The organism is Moheibacter stercoris (assembly GCF_040545805.1).
GTDB classification, from domain to species: Bacteria; Bacteroidota; Bacteroidia; order Flavobacteriales; family Weeksellaceae; genus Moheibacter; species Moheibacter stercoris.
In genome coordinates, this window is record NZ_JBEPMO010000007.1 from 78,130 (window position 1) to 96,882 (window position 18,753).

At 35.8% G+C, this 18,753-nt stretch carries 21 protein-coding genes; 13 read left to right on the forward strand and 8 right to left on the reverse strand.

All coding sequences use genetic code 11. From position 1 onward, the window contains the following. Nucleotides 1-39: 39 nt before the first annotated feature. Complete coding sequence (locus ABID46_RS07530; protein ID WP_354508665.1) at nucleotides 40-2,637, reverse strand: putative LPS assembly protein LptD; 2,598 nt, start codon at nucleotides 2,635-2,637, stop codon at nucleotides 40-42. Nucleotides 2,638-2,698: 61 nt separating this feature from the next. On the opposite strand from ABID46_RS07530, the gene ABID46_RS07535 reads away from it, so the two are divergent. From ABID46_RS07535 to ABID46_RS07550, 4 genes are read left to right on the forward strand one after another with little or no spacing between them, the layout of a single operon-like run. Then, nucleotides 2,699-4,003, forward strand: a complete 1,305-nt coding sequence (locus tag ABID46_RS07535; RefSeq protein WP_354508667.1) for an N-acetylmuramoyl-L-alanine amidase family protein — start codon at nucleotides 2,699-2,701, stop codon at nucleotides 4,001-4,003. A gap of 41 nt (nucleotides 4,004-4,044) precedes the next feature. Continuing rightward, the gene (locus tag ABID46_RS07540) at nucleotides 4,045-5,004 is read left to right on the forward strand and encodes an MlaD family protein (RefSeq protein WP_354508669.1); all 960 of its coding nucleotides are present in this window, start codon (nucleotides 4,045-4,047) and stop codon (nucleotides 5,002-5,004) included. 3 nt (nucleotides 5,005-5,007) lie between these two features. Further along, nucleotides 5,008-6,336, forward strand: coding sequence for a 4Fe-4S dicluster domain-containing protein (locus ABID46_RS07545; RefSeq protein WP_354508671.1), 1,329 nt, complete (start codon nucleotides 5,008-5,010; stop codon nucleotides 6,334-6,336). A 54-nt stretch (nucleotides 6,337-6,390) separates the two neighbouring features. Further along, nucleotides 6,391-7,173 (forward strand): (Fe-S)-binding protein, encoded by a 783-nt coding sequence (locus tag ABID46_RS07550; RefSeq protein ID WP_354508673.1) that lies wholly within the window; start codon nucleotides 6,391-6,393, stop codon nucleotides 7,171-7,173. A gap of 52 nt (nucleotides 7,174-7,225) precedes the next feature. Here the strand turns inward: ABID46_RS07550 and ABID46_RS07555 are convergent, their stop codons facing one another. Then, the gene (locus ABID46_RS07555) at nucleotides 7,226-7,621 is read right to left on the reverse strand and encodes a hypothetical protein (protein WP_354508675.1); all 396 of its coding nucleotides are present in this window, start codon (nucleotides 7,619-7,621) and stop codon (nucleotides 7,226-7,228) included. Between the two features lie 144 nt (nucleotides 7,622-7,765). On the opposite strand from ABID46_RS07555, the gene ABID46_RS07560 reads away from it, so the two are divergent. The 7 genes from ABID46_RS07560 to ABID46_RS07590 all read left to right on the forward strand — a co-directional run bounded on the left by ABID46_RS07560 (nucleotide 7,766) and on the right by ABID46_RS07590 (nucleotide 12,577). After that, nucleotides 7,766-8,248, forward strand: coding sequence for an ABC transporter ATPase (locus ABID46_RS07560; protein ID WP_354508677.1), 483 nt, complete (start codon nucleotides 7,766-7,768; stop codon nucleotides 8,246-8,248). Between the two features lie 50 nt (nucleotides 8,249-8,298). Beyond that, nucleotides 8,299-8,907: a LemA family protein gene (locus ABID46_RS07565; protein WP_354508679.1), complete on the forward strand. Its 609-nt coding sequence runs from the start codon at nucleotides 8,299-8,301 to the stop codon at nucleotides 8,905-8,907. A 6-nt stretch (nucleotides 8,908-8,913) separates the two neighbouring features. Continuing rightward, complete coding sequence (locus tag ABID46_RS07570; protein WP_354508681.1) at nucleotides 8,914-9,345, forward strand: TPM domain-containing protein; 432 nt, start codon at nucleotides 8,914-8,916, stop codon at nucleotides 9,343-9,345. Further along, nucleotides 9,326-10,135: a TPM domain-containing protein gene (locus ABID46_RS07575; RefSeq protein ID WP_354508683.1), complete on the forward strand. Its 810-nt coding sequence runs from the start codon at nucleotides 9,326-9,328 to the stop codon at nucleotides 10,133-10,135. Before ABID46_RS07570 ends, ABID46_RS07575 begins: the two co-directional genes overlap by 20 nt. 53 nt (nucleotides 10,136-10,188) lie before the next feature. Further along, a complete protein-coding gene (locus ABID46_RS07580; protein ID WP_354508685.1) occupies nucleotides 10,189-10,731 on the forward strand; it encodes a hypothetical protein in 543 nt (180 codons plus the stop codon). Between the two features lie 51 nt (nucleotides 10,732-10,782). Further along, nucleotides 10,783-12,150, forward strand: coding sequence for a dGTP triphosphohydrolase (gene dgt / locus ABID46_RS07585; RefSeq protein WP_354508781.1), 1,368 nt, complete (start codon nucleotides 10,783-10,785; stop codon nucleotides 12,148-12,150). 67 nt (nucleotides 12,151-12,217) lie between these two features. Beyond that, nucleotides 12,218-12,577 carry a hypothetical protein gene (locus tag ABID46_RS07590; RefSeq protein WP_354508687.1) on the forward strand — a complete coding sequence of 120 codons (360 nt, stop codon included), beginning with the start codon at nucleotides 12,218-12,220 and terminating at the stop codon, nucleotides 12,575-12,577. A 51-nt stretch (nucleotides 12,578-12,628) separates the two neighbouring features. Here the strand turns inward: ABID46_RS07590 and ABID46_RS07595 are convergent, their stop codons facing one another. From ABID46_RS07595 to kdsB, 3 genes are read right to left on the reverse strand one after another with little or no spacing between them, the layout of a single operon-like run. Beyond that, nucleotides 12,629-13,294 carry a LolA family protein gene (locus ABID46_RS07595; protein WP_354508689.1) on the reverse strand — a complete coding sequence of 222 codons (666 nt, stop codon included), beginning with the start codon at nucleotides 13,292-13,294 and terminating at the stop codon, nucleotides 12,629-12,631. A gap of 7 nt (nucleotides 13,295-13,301) precedes the next feature. Then, nucleotides 13,302-14,375 carry an iron-containing alcohol dehydrogenase family protein gene (locus tag ABID46_RS07600; RefSeq protein WP_354508691.1) on the reverse strand — a complete coding sequence of 358 codons (1,074 nt, stop codon included), beginning with the start codon at nucleotides 14,373-14,375 and terminating at the stop codon, nucleotides 13,302-13,304. Next, nucleotides 14,372-15,121, reverse strand: a complete 750-nt coding sequence (kdsB, locus tag ABID46_RS07605; protein WP_354508693.1) for a 3-deoxy-manno-octulosonate cytidylyltransferase — start codon at nucleotides 15,119-15,121, stop codon at nucleotides 14,372-14,374. The genes ABID46_RS07600 and kdsB overlap by 4 nt, the downstream gene beginning before the upstream one ends. Nucleotides 15,122-15,287: 166 nt before the next feature. On the opposite strand from kdsB, the gene ABID46_RS07610 reads away from it, so the two are divergent. Both ABID46_RS07610 and rsmD read left to right on the forward strand, forming a co-directional pair. Next, nucleotides 15,288-16,058, forward strand: a complete 771-nt coding sequence (locus ABID46_RS07610) for a DUF3822 family protein (protein WP_354508695.1) — start codon at nucleotides 15,288-15,290, stop codon at nucleotides 16,056-16,058. After that, complete coding sequence (gene rsmD, locus ABID46_RS07615; protein WP_354508697.1) at nucleotides 16,016-16,588, forward strand: 16S rRNA (guanine(966)-N(2))-methyltransferase RsmD; 573 nt, start codon at nucleotides 16,016-16,018, stop codon at nucleotides 16,586-16,588. The genes ABID46_RS07610 and rsmD overlap by 43 nt, the downstream gene beginning before the upstream one ends. Here the strand turns inward: rsmD and ABID46_RS07620 are convergent. The 3 genes from ABID46_RS07620 to ABID46_RS07630 all read right to left on the reverse strand — a co-directional run bounded on the left by ABID46_RS07620 (nucleotide 16,566) and on the right by ABID46_RS07630 (nucleotide 18,700). Further along, nucleotides 16,566-17,615 (reverse strand): endonuclease/exonuclease/phosphatase family protein, encoded by a 1,050-nt coding sequence (locus ABID46_RS07620; RefSeq protein ID WP_354508699.1) that lies wholly within the window; start codon nucleotides 17,613-17,615, stop codon nucleotides 16,566-16,568. The two genes, rsmD and ABID46_RS07620, sit on opposite strands and share 23 nt — an antisense overlap. 80 nt (nucleotides 17,616-17,695) lie before the next feature. After that, nucleotides 17,696-18,067 (reverse strand): septal ring lytic transglycosylase RlpA family protein, encoded by a 372-nt coding sequence (locus ABID46_RS07625; protein WP_354508701.1) that lies wholly within the window; start codon nucleotides 18,065-18,067, stop codon nucleotides 17,696-17,698. 186 nt (nucleotides 18,068-18,253) lie between these two features. Then, nucleotides 18,254-18,700 carry a GatB/YqeY domain-containing protein gene (locus tag ABID46_RS07630; protein WP_354508703.1) on the reverse strand — a complete coding sequence of 149 codons (447 nt, stop codon included), beginning with the start codon at nucleotides 18,698-18,700 and terminating at the stop codon, nucleotides 18,254-18,256. Between the last annotated feature and the right edge of the window lie 53 nt (nucleotides 18,701-18,753).

Genomic DNA, 18,753 nt, shown 5'->3' on the forward strand with positions numbered 1-18,753 from the left:
CATTCAAACCTTCGGCTTTTTTATGGGAATAAATTTCGTTTAGAAATTGGCTTGATTCAAAATGTTGGAGGAACGTTCATCGTATTTTACCGCGTCGCTCAAGATGCTCGCTTTGATGCCAATGAAGAAATCCCAAGTTTTGTATTGTCCAAAAGGTACCCAAGAAAACGATAAATTGAAACTTCTTAAATCACGGTTCAAGGAAATTCTTGCTTGAGAAAATTCTTTCGCTCTGAAATCATACGAGGTTGAAGTACTCAAACTCCAGAATGGAGATGGAGATATAGAGGCATTAAGTGCTAAAACCGTTGTATTGGTTCCTTCGCGGGTGTCATTTCTGAAATAGCTATGGTTGAAATTCAATCCCAATCTCCATGGAATGGTAAAATGGGCATAATCTTCTTCATCAAAATAGAAATTTTCATTTCGGACATCACCGCGTTTGGAATATTTTTTAGGATCCATTTGTCCTCCGCCAAAGGTTTTATTGTCAAAGTTATACCCGAAATTGATGTTATAATTCGTCAAACGGAAAGCTCCTAATTCATTGATTCTTGTTCCTCTTTCAACGCCATCTTCAAATACGATTTTGTACGGATCGAAATTGGCGCTAAATTGAACATTCAATTGTTGATTAAACAATCTCGTCATACCATTGATGCGTATAGGAGATAATTTGAATTCGTCTGCAGCAAAATTATAAGAGGAAGTAATGTCCAAATATTCAAAAATTTTGACTTTTTGATTTCCAGTTGAATCTTTTTTGGAACGAACTTTCATTTCCAAATTGTTTCTCAAGCCAAAATTGACAGAAGCAGATTGTCCTTGGGAAGGTGCACCATAAACACCATTTGAAAATCTTGAATACAATTCTTTGATTCCATTTGCCGTACGGTAATAATCATAATAACCCCATTCTTCCGATGCAAAATCTGGACGGAAGCTTGCCCCAATCGTAGGTGATAGAACATGTCGAATTCCCTGAATCGTAGCTTCGGTATTTTTATTTTGATAGGTCGCGTACAAATTGGTAGAAACACTACCACTAACTCCAAATGTTCGATAAGAATCAAAACCTTTCTTTTCCAAGTCCACAACTTTGTCTTGTTCGGGATCATACCATTTTTCAAATGTTTTCAAATACCAAACTTCATCATAGTTAGCAGACAAGGTTACAGGAAAATAATTGGCCAAAGTCACTCCTGTATTGAAATCAATTTTTTGACGCATACCATTTTTGGCATTGTCCCACATACGTTGGGTAAATAAATCATCTTCATTGGTGTCAATCATGTTCACCAAATTCATGTTATAACCCACTGCCAAATTCTTCAACAAGCCTTTTTTACTTCCAACCTTTGGTGCAAACGGATAAATTCTACTCATGTTTACTGTTAATTGCGGCAACGTAAATTGCATATCACCTGTGTTGAAATTGGAGTTGTTAGATGCCGTCAAAGACATCGTAAAAGGTGTATTTGGAAATATTTTATTGATCGCAATGGAGGAATTACTATTGTTGTCATAGACATTTCCATTGATAACGTTTTGGTTGTTAATTCCTTCACGGTAATAGGTGGAAGATCGGTAATTGATGCTTGCGTTGAATGTCAGGTTTGGATTGGCTTTTGTATCTTGTGCATGCGTCCAGTTGACTGCAAATGAAGTTGATTTGTTGTAATTGGACAATCCTTTAATTCCTGTAACACGATTTTGATAATCCAATCCGAAATTTCCACTGTAGCGATAACGTTTACGATAAGCCGATTTTCCATGAATACCCCAACTACCTTTGGTGTAAACTTCTCCAGTTAACGCCAAATCCAAATGTTCGCCGATTGGTAAATAAAATCCTCCACCTTCTAAGAAGAAACCTACATCGGTTCGCTCTCCAAATGACGGAATGATAATCCCTGCAGAACGTGTATCACCCATCGGTAAATAAGCAAATGGTAAAGTAAGCGGTGTTGGTACATCATAAATACGCATATTGATTGGACCGGTAATCATAACTTTGTTATCTCCGTCAATGAATTTTGCGGTTTGTGTTCTTAACACATAGTCAGGTTCGTCTGTTTTTCTTTCAATAAAATAAGTATCTGTTGTATAATCCGCACCACGAACATACATAATACTATCGTTGGCACGTTTTACACGATCTCCAACCAAAACACCTTCGCCTTCCACAATGCGCACATTATAGGCAACTCCGACTTTGGTTTTGAAATTAATTTTGAAACTATGTTGTTCGTATTCTTTTCCTCCTTGTTTGAAAATCGTAGGTTCAACGATCATACCAAGAGAGTCTCTTTTACCATCGGCATAGACGTCACCCGTGTCCCAATTAATTTCAATATAATCGGCACGAATCTCCATGTCCGTATACTGCACCACGGCTTTACGAAGTAAATAACTCATTTTTTTTCTCCATTCATGGATTTGATCATCAGAATTATATACCAAGATATCTTCCAATCGTTCAGGCTTCTGAACGGTATCAATTTTGATACTATCCTCCACAACAACAGTAGGAGTTTTTACGTTATTTTGATCGGGATCAACCTGCGAAAAACCTTTACTGTTGAAAAGCAGTAGAAAAAATAATGCAAATAGATATTTAAAAAATCTGTTATGCAAAGTATAAAACTTATTTTTGCGCTAAATCGTGTCAAAAGTAATCAAAAATTGTGGCTGAAGAATGAGATTAACAAGGATTAACAAACAAATTTTATTAGGGATTCTATTTATAGCCTTTTTTGGAGTGAATTCCTTTGCTCAAAAAAAGCAAAATTTTGTCATTGTTATTGACCCAGGACATGGTGGGAAAGACCCAGGAGCAAGGGGTGTAGTGGAGGATGAAAAAGATATTGTACTCGATGTAAGTTTGCGTTTCGGTAAGATGATTGAGCAAAAATACAAAGATGTCAAAGTCATTTACACACGTAAAACTGATGTCTTTTTGGAATTATGGGAACGTACCCAAATTGCCAACCGCAATCATGCCAACTTATTTGTATCCATTCACTGTAATGCCGCTGGAAACAGAAGTGCATACGGTACAGAAACCTTTGTAATGGGGGTAGCAAGAAGCCAAGAAACTATGGAAGTGGCAAAGCGTGAGAATAGCGTTATTTTATTGGAAGATAACCAAGAAAAATACCAGAAATTCGATCCCAATGATCCGGAAGCGGTTATCGCATTTGACATTATGTTCTCGGCTTATAAAGATCAAAGTATCAGCTTTGCGAAATTAGTTGAAGATGAATTCGTCAAAAACAATCGTCATAGCCGTGGAGTGAAACAAGCGAATTTTCACGTATTGCGTTCCAATGCATCTCCTGCTGTTTTGGTGGAATTGGGATTCATTTCCAATCAAGATGAAGGGACATTCCTATCGACTGAATATGGAAAAAAATCCATGACCGAATCTTTGATGACAGCATTTGATAAATTCAAAAAAGAATACGATCGCAAAAATGGATTGGAGGAAGAGGTCGAAGAAAAACCAAAAGTAGTTGAAAAACCAGTGGCTGGAAAAACCTTTAAAATCCAATTTTTGGTATCCAAAAACAAATATTCGCCAAGTTCTGAACAATTAAAAGGTTTAACTGGCGTGGAAATTGTACAAGCTGGTGATGTTTATAAATATTATTACGGTTCTACTAATTTGCCTTCGGAACGAGATGAATTATTAGAATATGTCAAACGAAAAGGTTTCAAAGATGCATTTGTGGCGGAATTCGTCAACAATGAAAAATTAAAAGGGAAAGAAAATTATCGTATTCAATTCTTGGCATCTGGAAGCAGATATAGAGATCGTGACAATAAATTTGGCGGCTTAAAAAATGTATTACGTGTGAAACGTGGAGATATGCATTTGTATTTCTATGGATCGAGTAAAACTTATGAAGATGCCCAAAAACAATTAAAATTGGTACAAGACAAAGGATTTAAAAATGCTTTTATTGTACTATTTGATGGAGAAAAACTAACCAACAACTAGGCAGAATTATTTCCGTATTTTTGCCCTAAATAAATGAGAAGATGAGAATCACAAAAGAAGTGAAGACGGGTTTTGTAGTGATTGTGACGTTGATAGCGTTTTATGCACTTTATAATTTCTTAAAAGGAAAAAACTTATTTTCAAGTGGGGAAACCTATTATATTAAATATGAAAATGTAAGCGGTTTAACACCCTCAAAATCAGTTACAGTAAATGGTTTAAAAATTGGTCGTATTGAAGATATCATTATTGTAGATGATAAAACACCCATTTCCTTTATTGTTTCCATCAAATTGGATCGTCACATTGATTTCTCAAAAGAAACCAAAGCTGAAATTTGGGAACCAGGTTTGATGTCTGGTCCAGAAATTCGATTATTATTGGATTATCAAGGTCCAAAAGCTGAATCAGGTGATACACTTCAAGGTACGATCAAATCGGCAATGACCGATATGTTAACCAAAGAATTGGGACCTACCAAAAACAAATTAGACTCTTTATTGGTTACGTTTAATTCGACCATGGGAAGTGTTGACAAAATGCTAGACGAAGAAAATCGTCAAACCTTGAAACAAGTGTTGAAAAACTTAGATGCAACCTTGCAAAATATTGGTCAAACTTCTCAGTCATTGACACGTACTTCTGATGGTGCCAATAAATTAATCGCAGATAACAATGCGCAATTGAAAAATACTTTGGCTTCTGCCGAACAAGCAATGGACAAATTTGCTTTGGTAGCCGATAAAATGAATAATTTAGAATTGGAAAAAATTATGGCTAATTTTGAAGAGGCATCTGCAAAATTAAACCAAACCATGAATGATATAAACAGCGGTAAGGGCACTATGGGCGCACTTTTGAACGATCGTGAGCTGTATGATAATTTAACGAGAACATCAGAAACATTGGATGCTTTGTTGCTAGATTTTAAAGAAAATCCAAACAGATATGTACAATTTTCTATCTTTGGCAAAAAGCAAGCAACACCCAAAGAAGACTAGTTTATGCAATACATAGACAACATTATTTTTGTACTTATTTTAGGATTCGCAGGATGGTTTTTCAGCAAAAACGTCAAGAAATTAATCCGTAATATCAAGTTAGGTAAACCCTTAAATCGTTTTGATCGCCCTGCCGATCGTTGGAACACCATGTTTCGCGTCGCATTGGGACAAGGCAAAATGGGCGTTCGTCCTATTCCAGCTATCTTACACGGCTTTGTGTATGTAGGTTTCCTTTTGATCAATATTGAAGTGATGGAAATTCTTATTGACGGGATTTTCGGAACGCACCGTGTGTTAAGTTTCTTAGGCGGATTCTATACAGGAATGATCGGATTCTTTGAATTCTTAGCCTTTATGGTTTTGGTTTCATGTATCATTTTCTTGATCAGAAGAAACATCGTCAAAGTAAAACGATTCCTCAATCCAGAAATGAAAGGTTGGCCAAAATCTGACGCCAATTACATCTTATATATGGAAGTTGCCTTTATGGTGGCTTTGTTAATGATGAATGGTGCTGATGCAGCCTTGCAGAAATTAGGTGCTGAAGGTTATACCCAAACAGGAAGTTTCTTGATGAGTGGTTGGTTGACCGAACCTCTTTTATCGGGTTTAAGTGAATCCACTTTGATCATCATAGAACGTGTATGTTGGTGGTTTCATATCATTGGAATTTTATTCTTCTTGAACTATTTGTACTATTCCAAACATTTGCATATCATTTTAGCATTTCCAAATACCTACTTTTCAAAATTGGAACCAAAAGGTGAATTCAACAATTTACAATCGGTAACCAATGAAGTGAAATTGATGATGGACCCAAATGCCGATCCATTTGCAGCTCCTGCTGAAGGAACCGAAATGGCCGATCCGGGAACCTTTGGAGCGAAAGATATTTTTGATTTGAATCAAGTTCAGCTATTGAATGCTTATACCTGTACAGAATGTGGGCGTTGTACATCTGAATGTCCAGCCAATATTACAGGCAAAAAATTATCGCCTCGTAAAATCATGATGGATACGCGCGATCGTCTAGAAGATGTAAGCAAAATCATCGATGAAAAAGGAAAATGGGAAGATGATGGCAAAAAATTGGTTCACGATTATATTTCTGCAGAAGAATTATGGGCGTGTACAACTTGTAATGCATGTACCCAAGCTTGTCCTGTTAATATTGATCCTTTGTCCATTATTGTGGATTTGAGAAGATACTTGGTGATGGAAGAATCGGCAGCTCCTCAAGAGTTGAATTTGATGATGGCCAATATCGAGAACAATAGCGCTCCATGGCAATTTAACCAACAAGACCGATTAAATTGGGCAAAAGACTAATGGGTTTGTCCTAAAAATTAAATCCAAAATTTGAAGTTTTAAAATACGAGTAGGATGGAAGTAAAAACAATGGCACAATACATGGCGGAAGGCAAACAACCTGAAGTTTTATTTTGGGTAGGATGTGCTGGAAGTTTCGATGATAGAGCAAAAAAAATTACCAAAGCATTTGTCAAAATTCTGAACAAAGTAGGAGTAGAATTTGCCGTATTGGGAACCGAAGAAGGTTGTACAGGTGATCCTGCAAAACGTGCTGGAAACGAATTTGCTTTTCAGATGCAAGCCATGATGAACATCGAAGTTTTGAATGCTTACGAAATCAAAACCATTGTAACAGCTTGTCCGCATTGTTTCAATACTCTTAAAAACGAATATCCGTCTTTGGGTGGAAATTATGAGGTATTACACCATTCCCAATATTTACAAAATTTAATCAATGAAGGTCGCGTGACCATCGAAGGTAGCCAGCCTTTCAAAGGAAAGAAAATCACTTTCCACGATCCTTGTTATTTGGGAAGAGGAAACAATATCTACGAAGCACCAAGAAGTTTGATTGAAAAATTGGACGCAGAATTGGTCGAAATGAAACGTTGCCGTACCCGCGGACTTTGTTGTGGTGCTGGTGGTGCTCAGATGTTCAAAGAGCCAGAAAAAGGAAACAAAGACATCAACATCGAGCGTACAGAAGAGGCTTTGGAAACACAACCCAACATCATTGCAACGGGTTGTCCTTTCTGTAACACCATGATGACCGACGGTGTAAAACACGCCAACAAAGAATCAGAAGTTTTGGTGAAGGATTTAGCCGAATTGATTGCCGAAGCACAAGATTTATAAAAACAAACAATTTAGAAATAGAAAAGCCCGAAATCATTCGGGCTTTTTCATTTTATGCTGATTGGTAAATCAGTTTACCTTTTTGATGCACTTGATAGGAATTACCATCTTCTTTTACTTGAACACCAGATTTTTTCCATGTGGTAGGATCTTTTTTGCTTCTTTTCAAAATCAAGGATTTGTTTGAATCGGGAAGAAATACTTCAACTTTGGATTTATCTTCATTGAAAATCAAGGGTGTTTGTGTCGAATAAGATTTCGTTCCATCATCCAAACTTTGAACCATAATCGGTTGATTAAACGGCTGAACGCATTCGTTTTTAATTTTCGAAAACGTCATACCTGCAGCTTTGTTACATCTATTTTTGTCCAAATCATATCCAATGGTTTGAGCAAATCCTGCTAAAGGTAAAAAGCAAATGACTAAAATTTTAATGAGGTTATTCATAGGGTTTTATTTTGATTAGGTTATTTACTAAAAATCATTCCAAATCAATGATGTAAGAATGTTTTTTTTGCGAATTGAATTCTTCAAGGAGAAAAAGGAAACTTTGGTAAAGGATTTGCGATATTTGCAAGAAGAATTGAAAATATGAACTTACCACAAGATTCCAAAATATGGATTTTCCAATCGCAACGAAATTTTACTGCGGAAGAAATTGTAGAAATTGAACAAACCTTGGATGCATTTATGAAGGAGTGGAATGCTCATGGTGCGGCTTTAACAGCTGCCTATGCAATTCCATATGATCGCTTTATCGTGTTGGCTGTTGATGAAAACCATACCAAAGCATCGGGATGCTCCATTGATAGCATGACCCGAATCATCAAAGGATTAGAAGAAAAATATCAGTTTGGTTTGTTGAACCGCATGTTGGTTTCCTATCAGATTGATGGAGAGATTATTACTTTGCCATTGGCTGAATTCAAACAAAAAGTAAAAAACAATGAAATTCCGATGCATGCTTCCGTATTTCACAATGGAATTACAAGGTTAGACGCATTTGAAGAAGGATGGGAATTGCCTCTTTCAGAAAGTTGGGCAGCAACATTAATTCAAGCCACAAATGTGTAAAAACATCAATTGAATTAATTACATTTACATTAAATTAAAAACATTAAACTATGAAAAAAGGCTGTTTAGTAGGTGGTGGAATTCTATTAGTTCTATTAGCAATTATGGTATTCTGGGGTATTAATTTTAATAATAAAGTTAAACTTCAAGATCTAGCTGTTCAAAAACAATGGAGTAATGTTGAAAATACTTATCAAAAAAGAATGGATTTAATTGATCAAACAGTCAGTACTGTTAAGGGAGCAGCAGAATATGAAAGAGAAACTTTAAATGAAGTAATAAATGCAAGAGCCACAGCAACATCAACTCAAATTAACATAGATGAAGGTACGGATTTATCGCCGGAAAAAATTGCTCAATTTCAAGAAGCACAAAACCAATTAGGAGGTGCATTTAGTAGATTGATAGCATCTTTTGAAAGATATCCCGATTTGAAAGCGGTACAAAATTTTTCTAGTTTACAAGCTACAATTTCAAGTATGGAACAAGAGATTTTATTTGAAAGAAGAAAATATAATGATCAAGCAGAAATTTATAATAGAATGATTGTAACATTTCCTCAGAGCATAATAGCAGGTTTTTTAAATTTCAAAGAGAAAGGATTCTTTAAGGCAACTGAAGGATCAGAAAATGCTCCAAAAATTGACTTTTCGAAATAATGGATTTTGAAGGAATTTACACTCAATAAAAAAGATCAGAAAAAGATCATCAAAGCGATTCAGGAAGCGGAACGCAATACAAGCGGAGAAATCCGTGTGCATATTGACGCAGATCCAGCTCCTAATCACTTGGAAGTAGCCGTTGCGGTTTTTCATTCGCTCAAAATGAGTGAAACAAGAGACCGCAATGGAGTACTTTTTCATGTTTCACCCAAAGACCATAATTTCACCATAATTGGTGACATTGGGATTGATGCTGTGACGCCCGATGATTTTTGGGATGAAATAAGAGATGTAGTGATTAAAAAATTTAAAAAAGGAAAATATGTAAAAGGCTTAGTAAAAGGCATTGAAATGGCCGGTTTTGCTTTGCAAAAACATTTTCCTTATCAAGACGATGACCAAAATGAATTGCCAGATGAAATCAGTTGGGGCTAAATTATTATTCTTAATCAGTTTCCTCATTGGATTCATCCTTTTTGCGCAAACTCCTTTTGAGGTTGTGAAAAAAGATTATAAACCAGCGGTAAAGTTGGTGCATGATTTTGGCGATATGTTGAATCCGGTTGAAGAAGCCGATTTAGAACGTCAATTGGTCGCCTATAACGATTCAACTTCTGTTCAAGTTGTCGTTGTTACTTTTCAAAAACTAGATGGCTATCCCATTCATCTTTTAGCAAGTGAAATTGGTGAAAATTGGGGAGTAGGTCAAAAAGATGATCACAATGGTATTGTCATTGTTTTGAGTAATGAAGATCGTAAAGTGGACATTCGTACAGGTTACGGAGCGCAAATTCATCTTCCTCCCAGTATTGCAAAATTGATCATCGACAAAGAGATGATTCCTCAATTCCGAAATGGAAATTATTACCAAGGTTTGGTCAATGCGCTTGATGCAATTCACCTAAGCCTTGCTGGGAAATACCAAGCAAAACCCAAATCCAATCAATCCAGTAGCGATGGTTGGGGAGTTTTTATATTTTTCTTTGTCATCATTTTATTGTTCATCATTATCTCAAGTAAAGGTGGTGGCGGTGGAAGTGGAAATCGTGGTCGTCGCGGATTTAACTGGGGAGATGTCATTCTTACCAGCGGTGGAACTCGTTCTTGGGGCGGCGGAAGTTCATGGGGCGGAGGTGGCTCTTGGGGCGGTGGCAGCTCAGGAGGTGGTTTCGGCGGATTTGGTGGTGGAAGCTTCGGTGGAGGTGGAGCCAGTGGAAGTTGGTGATATATTTTCTATTCTAATCCACATCATACTAATATATATTGACTGAATTTTTCATGAAATGGAAATCCTATTTTTTGTTATTTCTGCTTCTCGGATTTTCCCAATCTTTTGCACAGAAAGATTCTTTGGAAATCAAAGATTTTGAAAGGAAAAGAAGTTCTGCAGACTCTCTTCGAATAGCTCATCCGCATAGTTATTCCAATCGCCCAGCGGTTATTTTAGGATATAATTTAGGTCATAATTCTTATGGTGAATTTGGATTTGCGTTGCATTCTACCTATCATCATATGCTTTTTGTAACCAAATTTATAGGTTCAGAATTTCGAATGGGTGGTTCCGATTTTATTGTTGGACCTAAATTGGGTTTGTATTTTGGAATGGGACTAGGAATAGGATTAAACGCTATTTATTATACCAATTTTGAAAAAGGAAGTTTTGTTTTCCGACCGGAAATTGGAACTACGATTCTTGGAATGAAAATATTTTATGGATATAACTGGAAATTAACGAACCAAGAATTTAAAGGTATCAATACCCATCAATTAGGTGTCGCCTTTTTAATTCCCCTCGCCAAACCAAAAGTTCTTTCGCATTAAATTTTTCAAGAATTCGAATCTTACAATCCATAATTCTATCTTTGCTCTATGATGGATTTGAACGAACTATATTCTGGAAAACGATTGGGAGTAGATGCGAGTAAAGATACTCGTACAGAATACCAACGTGATTTTGACCGAATTATCTTTTCTTCTGCCTTTCGTCGATTGCAAAACAAAACCCAAGTTTTCCCCTTGCCTGGTAGTGTTTTTGTACACAATCGATTGACGCATTCTTTGGAAGTGGCATCTGTTGGGCGTTCACTAGGAAATTTAGCAGGTGAATTCATTGTCAAAAAATACAAAGAGCAGTTAACAAAAGAATCAAGATCGTTTTATCGTCATAATTTATACAATGTGATTTCCTCTGCTTGTTTGTGCCATGACATAGGAAATCCGGCATTTGGGCATTCGGGAGAAGATGCGATTGCATCATTTTTTGAGAAAAATGAATCGACTTACAAACCGAAATTTTCAGCAGAAGAATGGACCGATTTTATCCATTTTGAAGGAAATGCCAATGCGATCCGAATCTTAACTCAACAGCAAACAGGAAAGTTGGAAGGAAGCATCGGTTTAACTTTTGCAACCATGGCGGCTATTGCGAAATATCCCTGTGAATCCATCGCTAGAACCAAAGGTATTTTGCATCGAAAGAAATTTGGCTTCTTCCAAGCAGAAAAGGAGAATTTCCAGAAAATTGCGACAGAAACCCAAATGATTTTGGAACAAACCATTCCAACCATTTACAAAAGACATCCTTTTGTTTGGTTGGTAGAAGCTGCAGACGACATTTGTTACAACATCATCGATTTAGAAGATTCGCATCGTTTAGGAATTATCGATCATGATAAATGCGTGAATTTATTATTGGACTTGATTGATTCTTTGGATGCAAAAGGATTGGACGGACTGAAAAATCGCCATCATTTGATTCAGGATAAAAACGAAAAAATTGCTTTTTTACGTGCGAAATCTATCGGGCATTTGATGATGAATGCTGCTAAAACATTTGAAAATCATTTTGAGGAAATTTTAAATGGAACTTTGGAAAAGCCTTTGTTAAGTCTAATTGATGAAGAGAAAAATTCAAATTCCAAAGCTGTATTGAAACAGATAGAAACCTTTTCGATTGAAAATATTTACAACCATCATGCAGTGGTGGAAATCGAAAACGCAGGTTTCAACGTTATGTCAGAATTATTGTCTCATTTCATTCCTCCAATTTTACATGCTGAAAATCGAAGCAAAGCAGATGAAAAAGCGATTAAATTAATTCCCAATCAATTTTTATACGAAGATCAGTCAGATTACCATAAGGTTTTGGGCGTATTGGATTTCGTTTCGGGCATGACCGACAATTATGCGACAGAATTGTACCGAAGAATCAAAGGAATTGAAATCGGAATGCGTCGATAATTTTAACAATTTTCTATTGGATAATTTCGTATCTTTTTAAGCCTAAACAACTTAAAAACTTACGATTATGATGCGATTATTATTCTTTTTCGTGTTGGTTTCTTCTATTTCATTTGGTCAGAAACTAATTAGTCTTGATCAAATTCCCGATTATATGGGGAAAAATGTCAAAATTTGTGACAAGATTTATGGTTCCTATTTAACCAAAGGAAATTCTCCAGTAACCTTATTAAATGTGGGTGAAGATTTTCCAGATAATCCTATAACCTTTGTGGTTTATGCCAAAGATCGGAAGAATTTCTCCTATGATCCAGCTGAATTTCTTGTGGGAAAAACTGTTTGTGCCAAAGGAAAATTGGTGGAATTCAAAGGCAAACCTCAAATTGTGTTGAATTCGGAAAAAGATGTGGAAATTCAAACCTATTGATAAAAAAAACTGCTCGAGTGTGAGCAGTTTTGGATTTAATATTTTGTGTCTTTAAAAACGAAATACTTTATCATCAATTGTTGGATTGATTTGAATTTGGTAGAATTTGATGACATATTCACCTCCTTCTTTTGGGTGACCCACCATTCGCGTAGCAAATCTTAATCCGTCAAAGATTTTGTAATCGTAGTAATACATTTTTTCTTCCTTGTTCTCTTCCCACAATAAACTTGCATCTTTTGTTGAAAAGCAATAGGTGATTTTATTGACATTTTTCGTAAGTTCTACCAAATTACATTCTTGTCCTTCAGAAGTTGATTTGCCTTTGTAAACTGCTTCAAATCCTTTCTTGTCATAATCCAAAATGTCAGATTCAAAAGAATCGGGTTGATAGTCTTTTTTGATTGTGTTTTTACCCGAAATTTCGTTGTAGGTCCAACCATTTTTACCATCATAGCCTTCGTTTAATATCTCCTTACCATCTATCAGAAAGACAACTTTCTTTTGCGAAGGACGTTTGTGATAAACGGTCATTGGAAAACTTTGATCCAATCCCCAAACGGCATCACCTTTTAAAATAATAGAATTTAAAGAACGCCATTTTTGAATTCCTCCAGAATTTTCTAGATTTTTTTCAATGATACTTTTTGCGGTTTGCGCTTTCAAGTTTCCAGCGCTAAAGAGGATTAAAAAGAGAGAAAAGATTTTTAAATTCATTTTCAAACTACATTTTTTCATACAATTCTTTGATTTTCTTTTCGGTTATCTGTTGATGCCAATTTTTCCCCAATGCATTTTCCCAAAGAGGAGTTAGACTTAGGGCAACAGCCACCATTTTATTCATTTGTTCGTCCGATAAGTTCTGACAGATATTTTTTGGAATTTCCACTTCAAATTTGTCCACCATTTTTTTGAAATCTTTGACTCCTTCCGGATAGAATTCGGCAATTTGATCAAAAGCGATGCAATTTCCAACCCCATGCTTGATGCCCAAAACATATGACAATCCATAACTCAATGCATGTGCAACGCCAACTTGTGAATAGGCAATACTCATACCGCCATGCCAAGAAGCCATCATCAAATCTTCATCAGATTCCTCATCCCATTCCGATTTTTCTAGAAATATTTTCTTGCACAATTCGAGTGCTTTTTCACCATAACTACGGCTAAAGGCGTTCAGAAATGTTCCATTTAAGGATTCAATCGAATGGATATAGCAATCCATTCCCGTAAAGAATACTTGTTCTTTGGGTGCTCCTTGCGTGAGATTGGGATCTAAAATTACTTGATTAAATGGCGTGAAGTCTGAATTTAAACCGAGTTTTTTTTCAGGACCTGTCAAGACACAGGTTCTAGATACTTCAGCTCCCGTTCCACTAAGAGTAGGAATTCCCGCATGATAAACGCCTTCGTTTTGAATCAAATCCCAGCCTTGATAATTGGCAGAAGAACCTTCATTGTTCATCATCAAGGAAACTGCTTTGGTCATATCCATCACACTTCCTCCACCATATCCAATGATCCCAGAAACCTTTCCAAATTCTTCTATTAATTGATCTCTAATTTGATCAACATCAGATGTTTTGGGTTCTTCGGTTGTATCGATGAAGATGATTTTATCATTTTTTTGAACCGGAATATGTTGAACCAAAGATTTGTCTTTGAAAAAATGATCGGCAAAATATATAATAGGATACCCATTTTGACGAATAGGTTCCACTATTTCCTCAACTTGTTGCGAAGATCCTTTTCCGTAAATGACACGGGGAACCATGGGGAAATTTCTAAAACTCATTTCGTAATAGTTAGGTGGTTGTTCAAATAAGCATTGGCTTTTTCTAAATCTTCTGGTGTATCGATTCCGATTCCCATAAATCCAGTTTCCAATACTTTTATTTTCATTCCATATTCCAAGTAGCGCAATTGTTCCAATTTTTCTGCTTTTTCATTTTGTCTCATGGGTAATTTTGCAAAATTTAATAAGGCAGATTTTCGAAATGCATAGATACCAATATGTTGGTAATATTTTGCTTTGAAATTGGTTTCGCGTGGATAAGGAATCGGACTTCTTGAAAAATACAAGGCAAAATTATGTATGTCCCAATTCACTTTCACACTATTGGGGTTGTGTATGTCTTCTTCGTTGGTTATTTCTTGCGCCAAAGTTGCCAAGGAAATTTCTTGATTGAAATCCTTTTCGTAGGCTTCAACCAATTTTGCCAACGCTTCTTTTTTCACAAAAGGTTCGTCACCTTGAACGTTTACGACGATATCACAATCCAAATCTTTCACTGCTTCTGCAATTCGGTCGCTACCTGTTTGATGTTCCGCGATGCTCATGATTGCTTTTCCACCCTTTTTGGTGATTTCTTCAAAAATTACTTCAGAATCGGTTACTACAAAAACATCGTCAAAAAGCTCGGTTTGGATGGTGTTCAAATAGGTCATCCAAATAACAGACTTATCTCCTAATTGAGCCATCAGTTTACCAGGAAAACGGGTTGCAGCATAGCGTGCAGGAATAACAGCAATGGTTTTCAAAATCTAATTGTGTTTTATCAAATCTACAAAATTATCGCAAAAGTAGGACGATTACTTGGGATAATTCGATTTTTAAAGGATTCACAGAATCTTGCTTCGGTTTTTACTTGGAAAGTCGTTATCTTTACGGCTTAAATTTTTAATTCAGTTCAGCGAAAAATCACCTATGAATTCATTGCAATTGCTTTTTTATAAGAATGGATTTTCGTTTTGTACCCAATCTGCAGATGGGAATATGTCGAAAGTTTCAACTTTTGAAGTGTCGCATTTTAGCAAATGGGAAGAAGAGGTCGTACGTGAATTAGAAGTGAATTTATTGTTGAGAAGAACCTTTGATGTTGTGAAAGTTGGATTGGTAACAAGCTTTTTCAATATGGTGCCCAATGAATATTTAAGCGTCAATTCAGAATCCTTGTTAAACTTTAGTGAATCTGAATTTGAAGAAAATATATTGTTGGAAAGTTCAACGAGATTCCATGCAAGTTTCTTGTTTGGTGGATCACAATTGTTGATCAACAAGCTGAATGAATTATATGCCAAGGTTGAAATTTACCATTCAGGATCAGTATTGATTAATTCCGTTACCCTTTCATCAAATACCATTGTTCATGTGAATTTGGTTCATCAAAATTTGGAGATTTTGGTGATGAATGGTGAACAGATTGGTTATTACAATTTGTTTGAAACCTTAACAGGCGAAGACATTTTATTTTATACATTGTTTGCAATTGAGCAAATTAGTTTGGATACCAATAAAGTTGAACTCAAAACCTATGGTCAATTATTGGCCAATACAAAAGTATTTCAAATTTTCAAAAAATATGTTCGACATGTAAGTGTAGGACTGAAAGACGAAAATTTTTTAGAACATTTTACTTTATTTAATTTAACAAAATGCGAATCATTTCTGGTTCCTTCCGAGGAAAAAAAATCATAGCTCCAAGTAATTTACCTGGACGTCCAACCACGGATTTTGCAAAAGAGGCTTTGTTCAATGTCTTGAACAATCATTATCATTTTGATGAAATTTCGGTTTTGGATTTATTTGCAGGAATCGGAAGTATTTCTTGGGAATTTGCTTCGCGCGGAAGTCAACGTATCGTATCGGTTGATCAAGATCCAGGTTGTGTGAAGTTTTTGACTGAAACTGCTCAGAAATTGTCCATTGCAGATCGAATGACCATCGTACGAAATGATGTTTTCCAATTTTTGAAACGCAATACCTACGGAAGTTTTGATATTGTTTTTGTTGATCCACCTTATACGTTTACCCAGGAAGAATACGATAAGTTGGTGGAAATGGTAAGAGAGAACAAATGGTTAAATGAAGGAGGTGAATTGGTCGTGGAACATTCAGCTACCATAAAATTTGAGGAACATCAGCATTTGTTGCAAACCCGAAAATATGGAAACGTTCATTTTTCCTTTTTCGATTTTGATGAAATCAATCCCGAGCTTCCTCAATAATTTCGGTAGCTTCCTCCTTGTCATCTTGACTTGCTTCTAATTCATTCTCTTTCAATTCCCATTGGATGGATAAATCGATGCTGATCGGATAATGATCGGACTGAACAGATTTTTCAACTTTCATTTCAATTAAACGAAAATGACTGCTGACAAAAAAGTGATCAAGTGGCCATTTGGCAAACCAATATTTCGCATGAAACGTATTGAACATTCCTCGTCCAATCCTTGGATCTAGCATTTTGCTAATGCGTAAAAACAAACGAGTTGTATGGCTCCATGCAACATCATTCAAATCTCCAAACACAATAGATGGTCCTTTGAATTCTTCAGATTTTTTGCCCACAATTAATATTTCTGCATCGCGTTCCGTACTTTCTGGATTTTCTTGGGGAACGGGTGGAGTAGGGTGAATGCCATACAGACGAACAAGTTTGTCCTTGATTTTGATATCAAAGGTTAAAGAGGGAATTTCCTCGTCAATCCAAAAATTGATGGATTCGTTGAGAATTTCATATTTGGAATAGAGCAGCAAACCGTAAGTGTTGTCTTGAGGAACTTCAATGAAATAGGGATAATCTTTTTTGATTTCCTGAACAGCATCCATCCACTCTTGATCGGTTTCCAACAAATAGACAATATCTGCATTGACTTCTTTGATTCGTTCAACTGTTAAGGCATATTCCTCATTGTCTTGGTATACATTGATTGTTAGAAGTTTTAAACGATGTTTCGGGTTTTGAGATGTTTCATTTGGTAACATTTTTTTAGATAAAAATGAATAAGGATAAATGAACCAAAACAAATAAACGATTGTTGCAATCAAAACAACCAAAAAGATCCAATCTGCCGTATGTTCAAAATCGATGAATACGATATAGCAAATCAATAAGAAAATAGAAACGCAAAAAAATTGAAACCTTGGATAATCCCAAACTCGAACATACCACTTAGGTGATTTGAGTAAGGGCAATACCGATAAGATACAAATCAAACTGATACAGCTGAACAGAATATAATGGCTTAACATGGCGGACTTTGTTAGAAATTAAAAGTACAAAAAAAAAGCATCCAAATTTTGGATGCTTTTATAATCAGTTTTGTTGTCTACTAATTGATGACTTCGTAGTCGATAGTCATAATGCCCTTGTCTAAATTCCCAATACTTGAAAAAGCGGCTTTGCTTAAATCAAATTGGCGAGATTTTACAAATGGACCTCTGTCGTTGATCTCAACTACAACAGATTTTCCGTTGCGTTGATTAGTAATTTTCACTTTCGTTCCAAATGGAAGTGATTTGTGTGCGGCTGTCATGTCATGCATGTCATATTTTTCGCCGCTGGCGGTTTTTTTACCGTGGAATTTTTCTCCATAATAAGAAGCTTTTCCACTACCTGCTAACCAAGTAGCACCATTGTAAAGACCTGCTCCACTAAATGCGATAAACCCTATTACTAATACAAATGTAATGATTGATTTCATTTTTATTATTTTTCAGATTTCATGCAAAGGTAAGTTGGTTGTGTTTTCAAAAAATATAGGACAAAAAAAATGGGTCGAAATCAACCCATATTTTTTGTGTAAATCCTTTGTAGAAAAAGGATTAGTTATCCCGGTTAAACTTATGTTAAAAATTAATAATTTGTTAAAAATTTTAACAATTAAAGCTTAATTCAAGAGTTTTTTGACGGTTTCAGCGATCATTTTTCCTTCTGCTTTTCCAGCCAATCTTGCTGATGCAGTGCCCATTACCTTGCCGATTTCTTTGGCAGATGTTGCGCCAACTTCTTCAATAATTGCTTTTAGTTCAGATTCTAGTTCTTCTTGCGTCAATTGTTGAGGTAAAAAACCTTGAATAATTTCTGCTTGAGCCAATTCTTTTTCGGCCAATTCAGTACGACCATTGTTGGTGAATTGTTCTGCTGCTTCTTTGCGTTGTTTGATCAATTTTTGCAACATGGCAATTTCTTGAGATTCGTTCATCTCTCCATTACCACCAGAAGTTTTGACCAATAAAATTTCAGATTTCATGGCACGCAAAGATTCCAAGGCAATTTGATTTTTGCTTTTCATTGCCTCTTTCATTTGTTCGGTTATTTTCGATTCTAAGCTCATTTCAATTAATATTAAGGTACAAATTTACGAGGAATTGATGAAACCTTGGTTTT

What these genes read in the sequence shown, in the direction of transcription:
- ABID46_RS07535 (WP_354508667.1), top strand. Translation starts at nt 2,699, where the DNA reads ATGAGATTAACAAGGATTAACAAACAAATTTTATTAGGGATTCTATTT.
- ABID46_RS07540 (WP_354508669.1), top strand. Translation starts at nt 4,045, where the DNA reads ATGAGAATCACAAAAGAAGTGAAGACGGGTTTTGTAGTGATTGTGACG.
- ABID46_RS07545 (WP_354508671.1), top strand. Translation starts at nt 5,008, where the DNA reads ATGCAATACATAGACAACATTATTTTTGTACTTATTTTAGGATTCGCA.
- ABID46_RS07550 (WP_354508673.1), top strand. Translation starts at nt 6,391, where the DNA reads ATGGAAGTAAAAACAATGGCACAATACATGGCGGAAGGCAAACAACCT.
- ABID46_RS07555 (WP_354508675.1), bottom strand. Translation starts at nt 7,621, where the DNA reads ATGAATAACCTCATTAAAATTTTAGTCATTTGCTTTTTACCTTTAGCA.
- ABID46_RS07560 (WP_354508677.1), top strand. Translation starts at nt 7,766, where the DNA reads ATGAACTTACCACAAGATTCCAAAATATGGATTTTCCAATCGCAACGA.
- ABID46_RS07565 (WP_354508679.1), top strand. Translation starts at nt 8,299, where the DNA reads ATGAAAAAAGGCTGTTTAGTAGGTGGTGGAATTCTATTAGTTCTATTA.
- ABID46_RS07575 (WP_354508683.1), top strand. Translation starts at nt 9,326, where the DNA reads ATGAAATCAGTTGGGGCTAAATTATTATTCTTAATCAGTTTCCTCATT.
- ABID46_RS07580 (WP_354508685.1), top strand. Translation starts at nt 10,189, where the DNA reads ATGAAATGGAAATCCTATTTTTTGTTATTTCTGCTTCTCGGATTTTCC.
- dgt (WP_354508781.1), top strand. Translation starts at nt 10,783, where the DNA reads ATGGATTTGAACGAACTATATTCTGGAAAACGATTGGGAGTAGATGCG.
- ABID46_RS07590 (WP_354508687.1), top strand. Translation starts at nt 12,218, where the DNA reads ATGATGCGATTATTATTCTTTTTCGTGTTGGTTTCTTCTATTTCATTT.
- ABID46_RS07595 (WP_354508689.1), bottom strand. Translation starts at nt 13,294, where the DNA reads ATGAATTTAAAAATCTTTTCTCTCTTTTTAATCCTCTTTAGCGCTGGA.
- ABID46_RS07600 (WP_354508691.1), bottom strand. Translation starts at nt 14,375, where the DNA reads ATGAGTTTTAGAAATTTCCCCATGGTTCCCCGTGTCATTTACGGAAAA.
- ABID46_RS07610 (WP_354508695.1), top strand. Translation starts at nt 15,288, where the DNA reads ATGAATTCATTGCAATTGCTTTTTTATAAGAATGGATTTTCGTTTTGT.
- rsmD (WP_354508697.1), top strand. Translation starts at nt 16,016, where the DNA reads ATGCGAATCATTTCTGGTTCCTTCCGAGGAAAAAAAATCATAGCTCCA.
- ABID46_RS07620 (WP_354508699.1), bottom strand. Translation starts at nt 17,615, where the DNA reads ATGTTAAGCCATTATATTCTGTTCAGCTGTATCAGTTTGATTTGTATC.
- ABID46_RS07625 (WP_354508701.1), bottom strand. Translation starts at nt 18,067, where the DNA reads ATGAAATCAATCATTACATTTGTATTAGTAATAGGGTTTATCGCATTT.
- ABID46_RS07630 (WP_354508703.1), bottom strand. Translation starts at nt 18,700, where the DNA reads ATGAGCTTAGAATCGAAAATAACCGAACAAATGAAAGAGGCAATGAAA.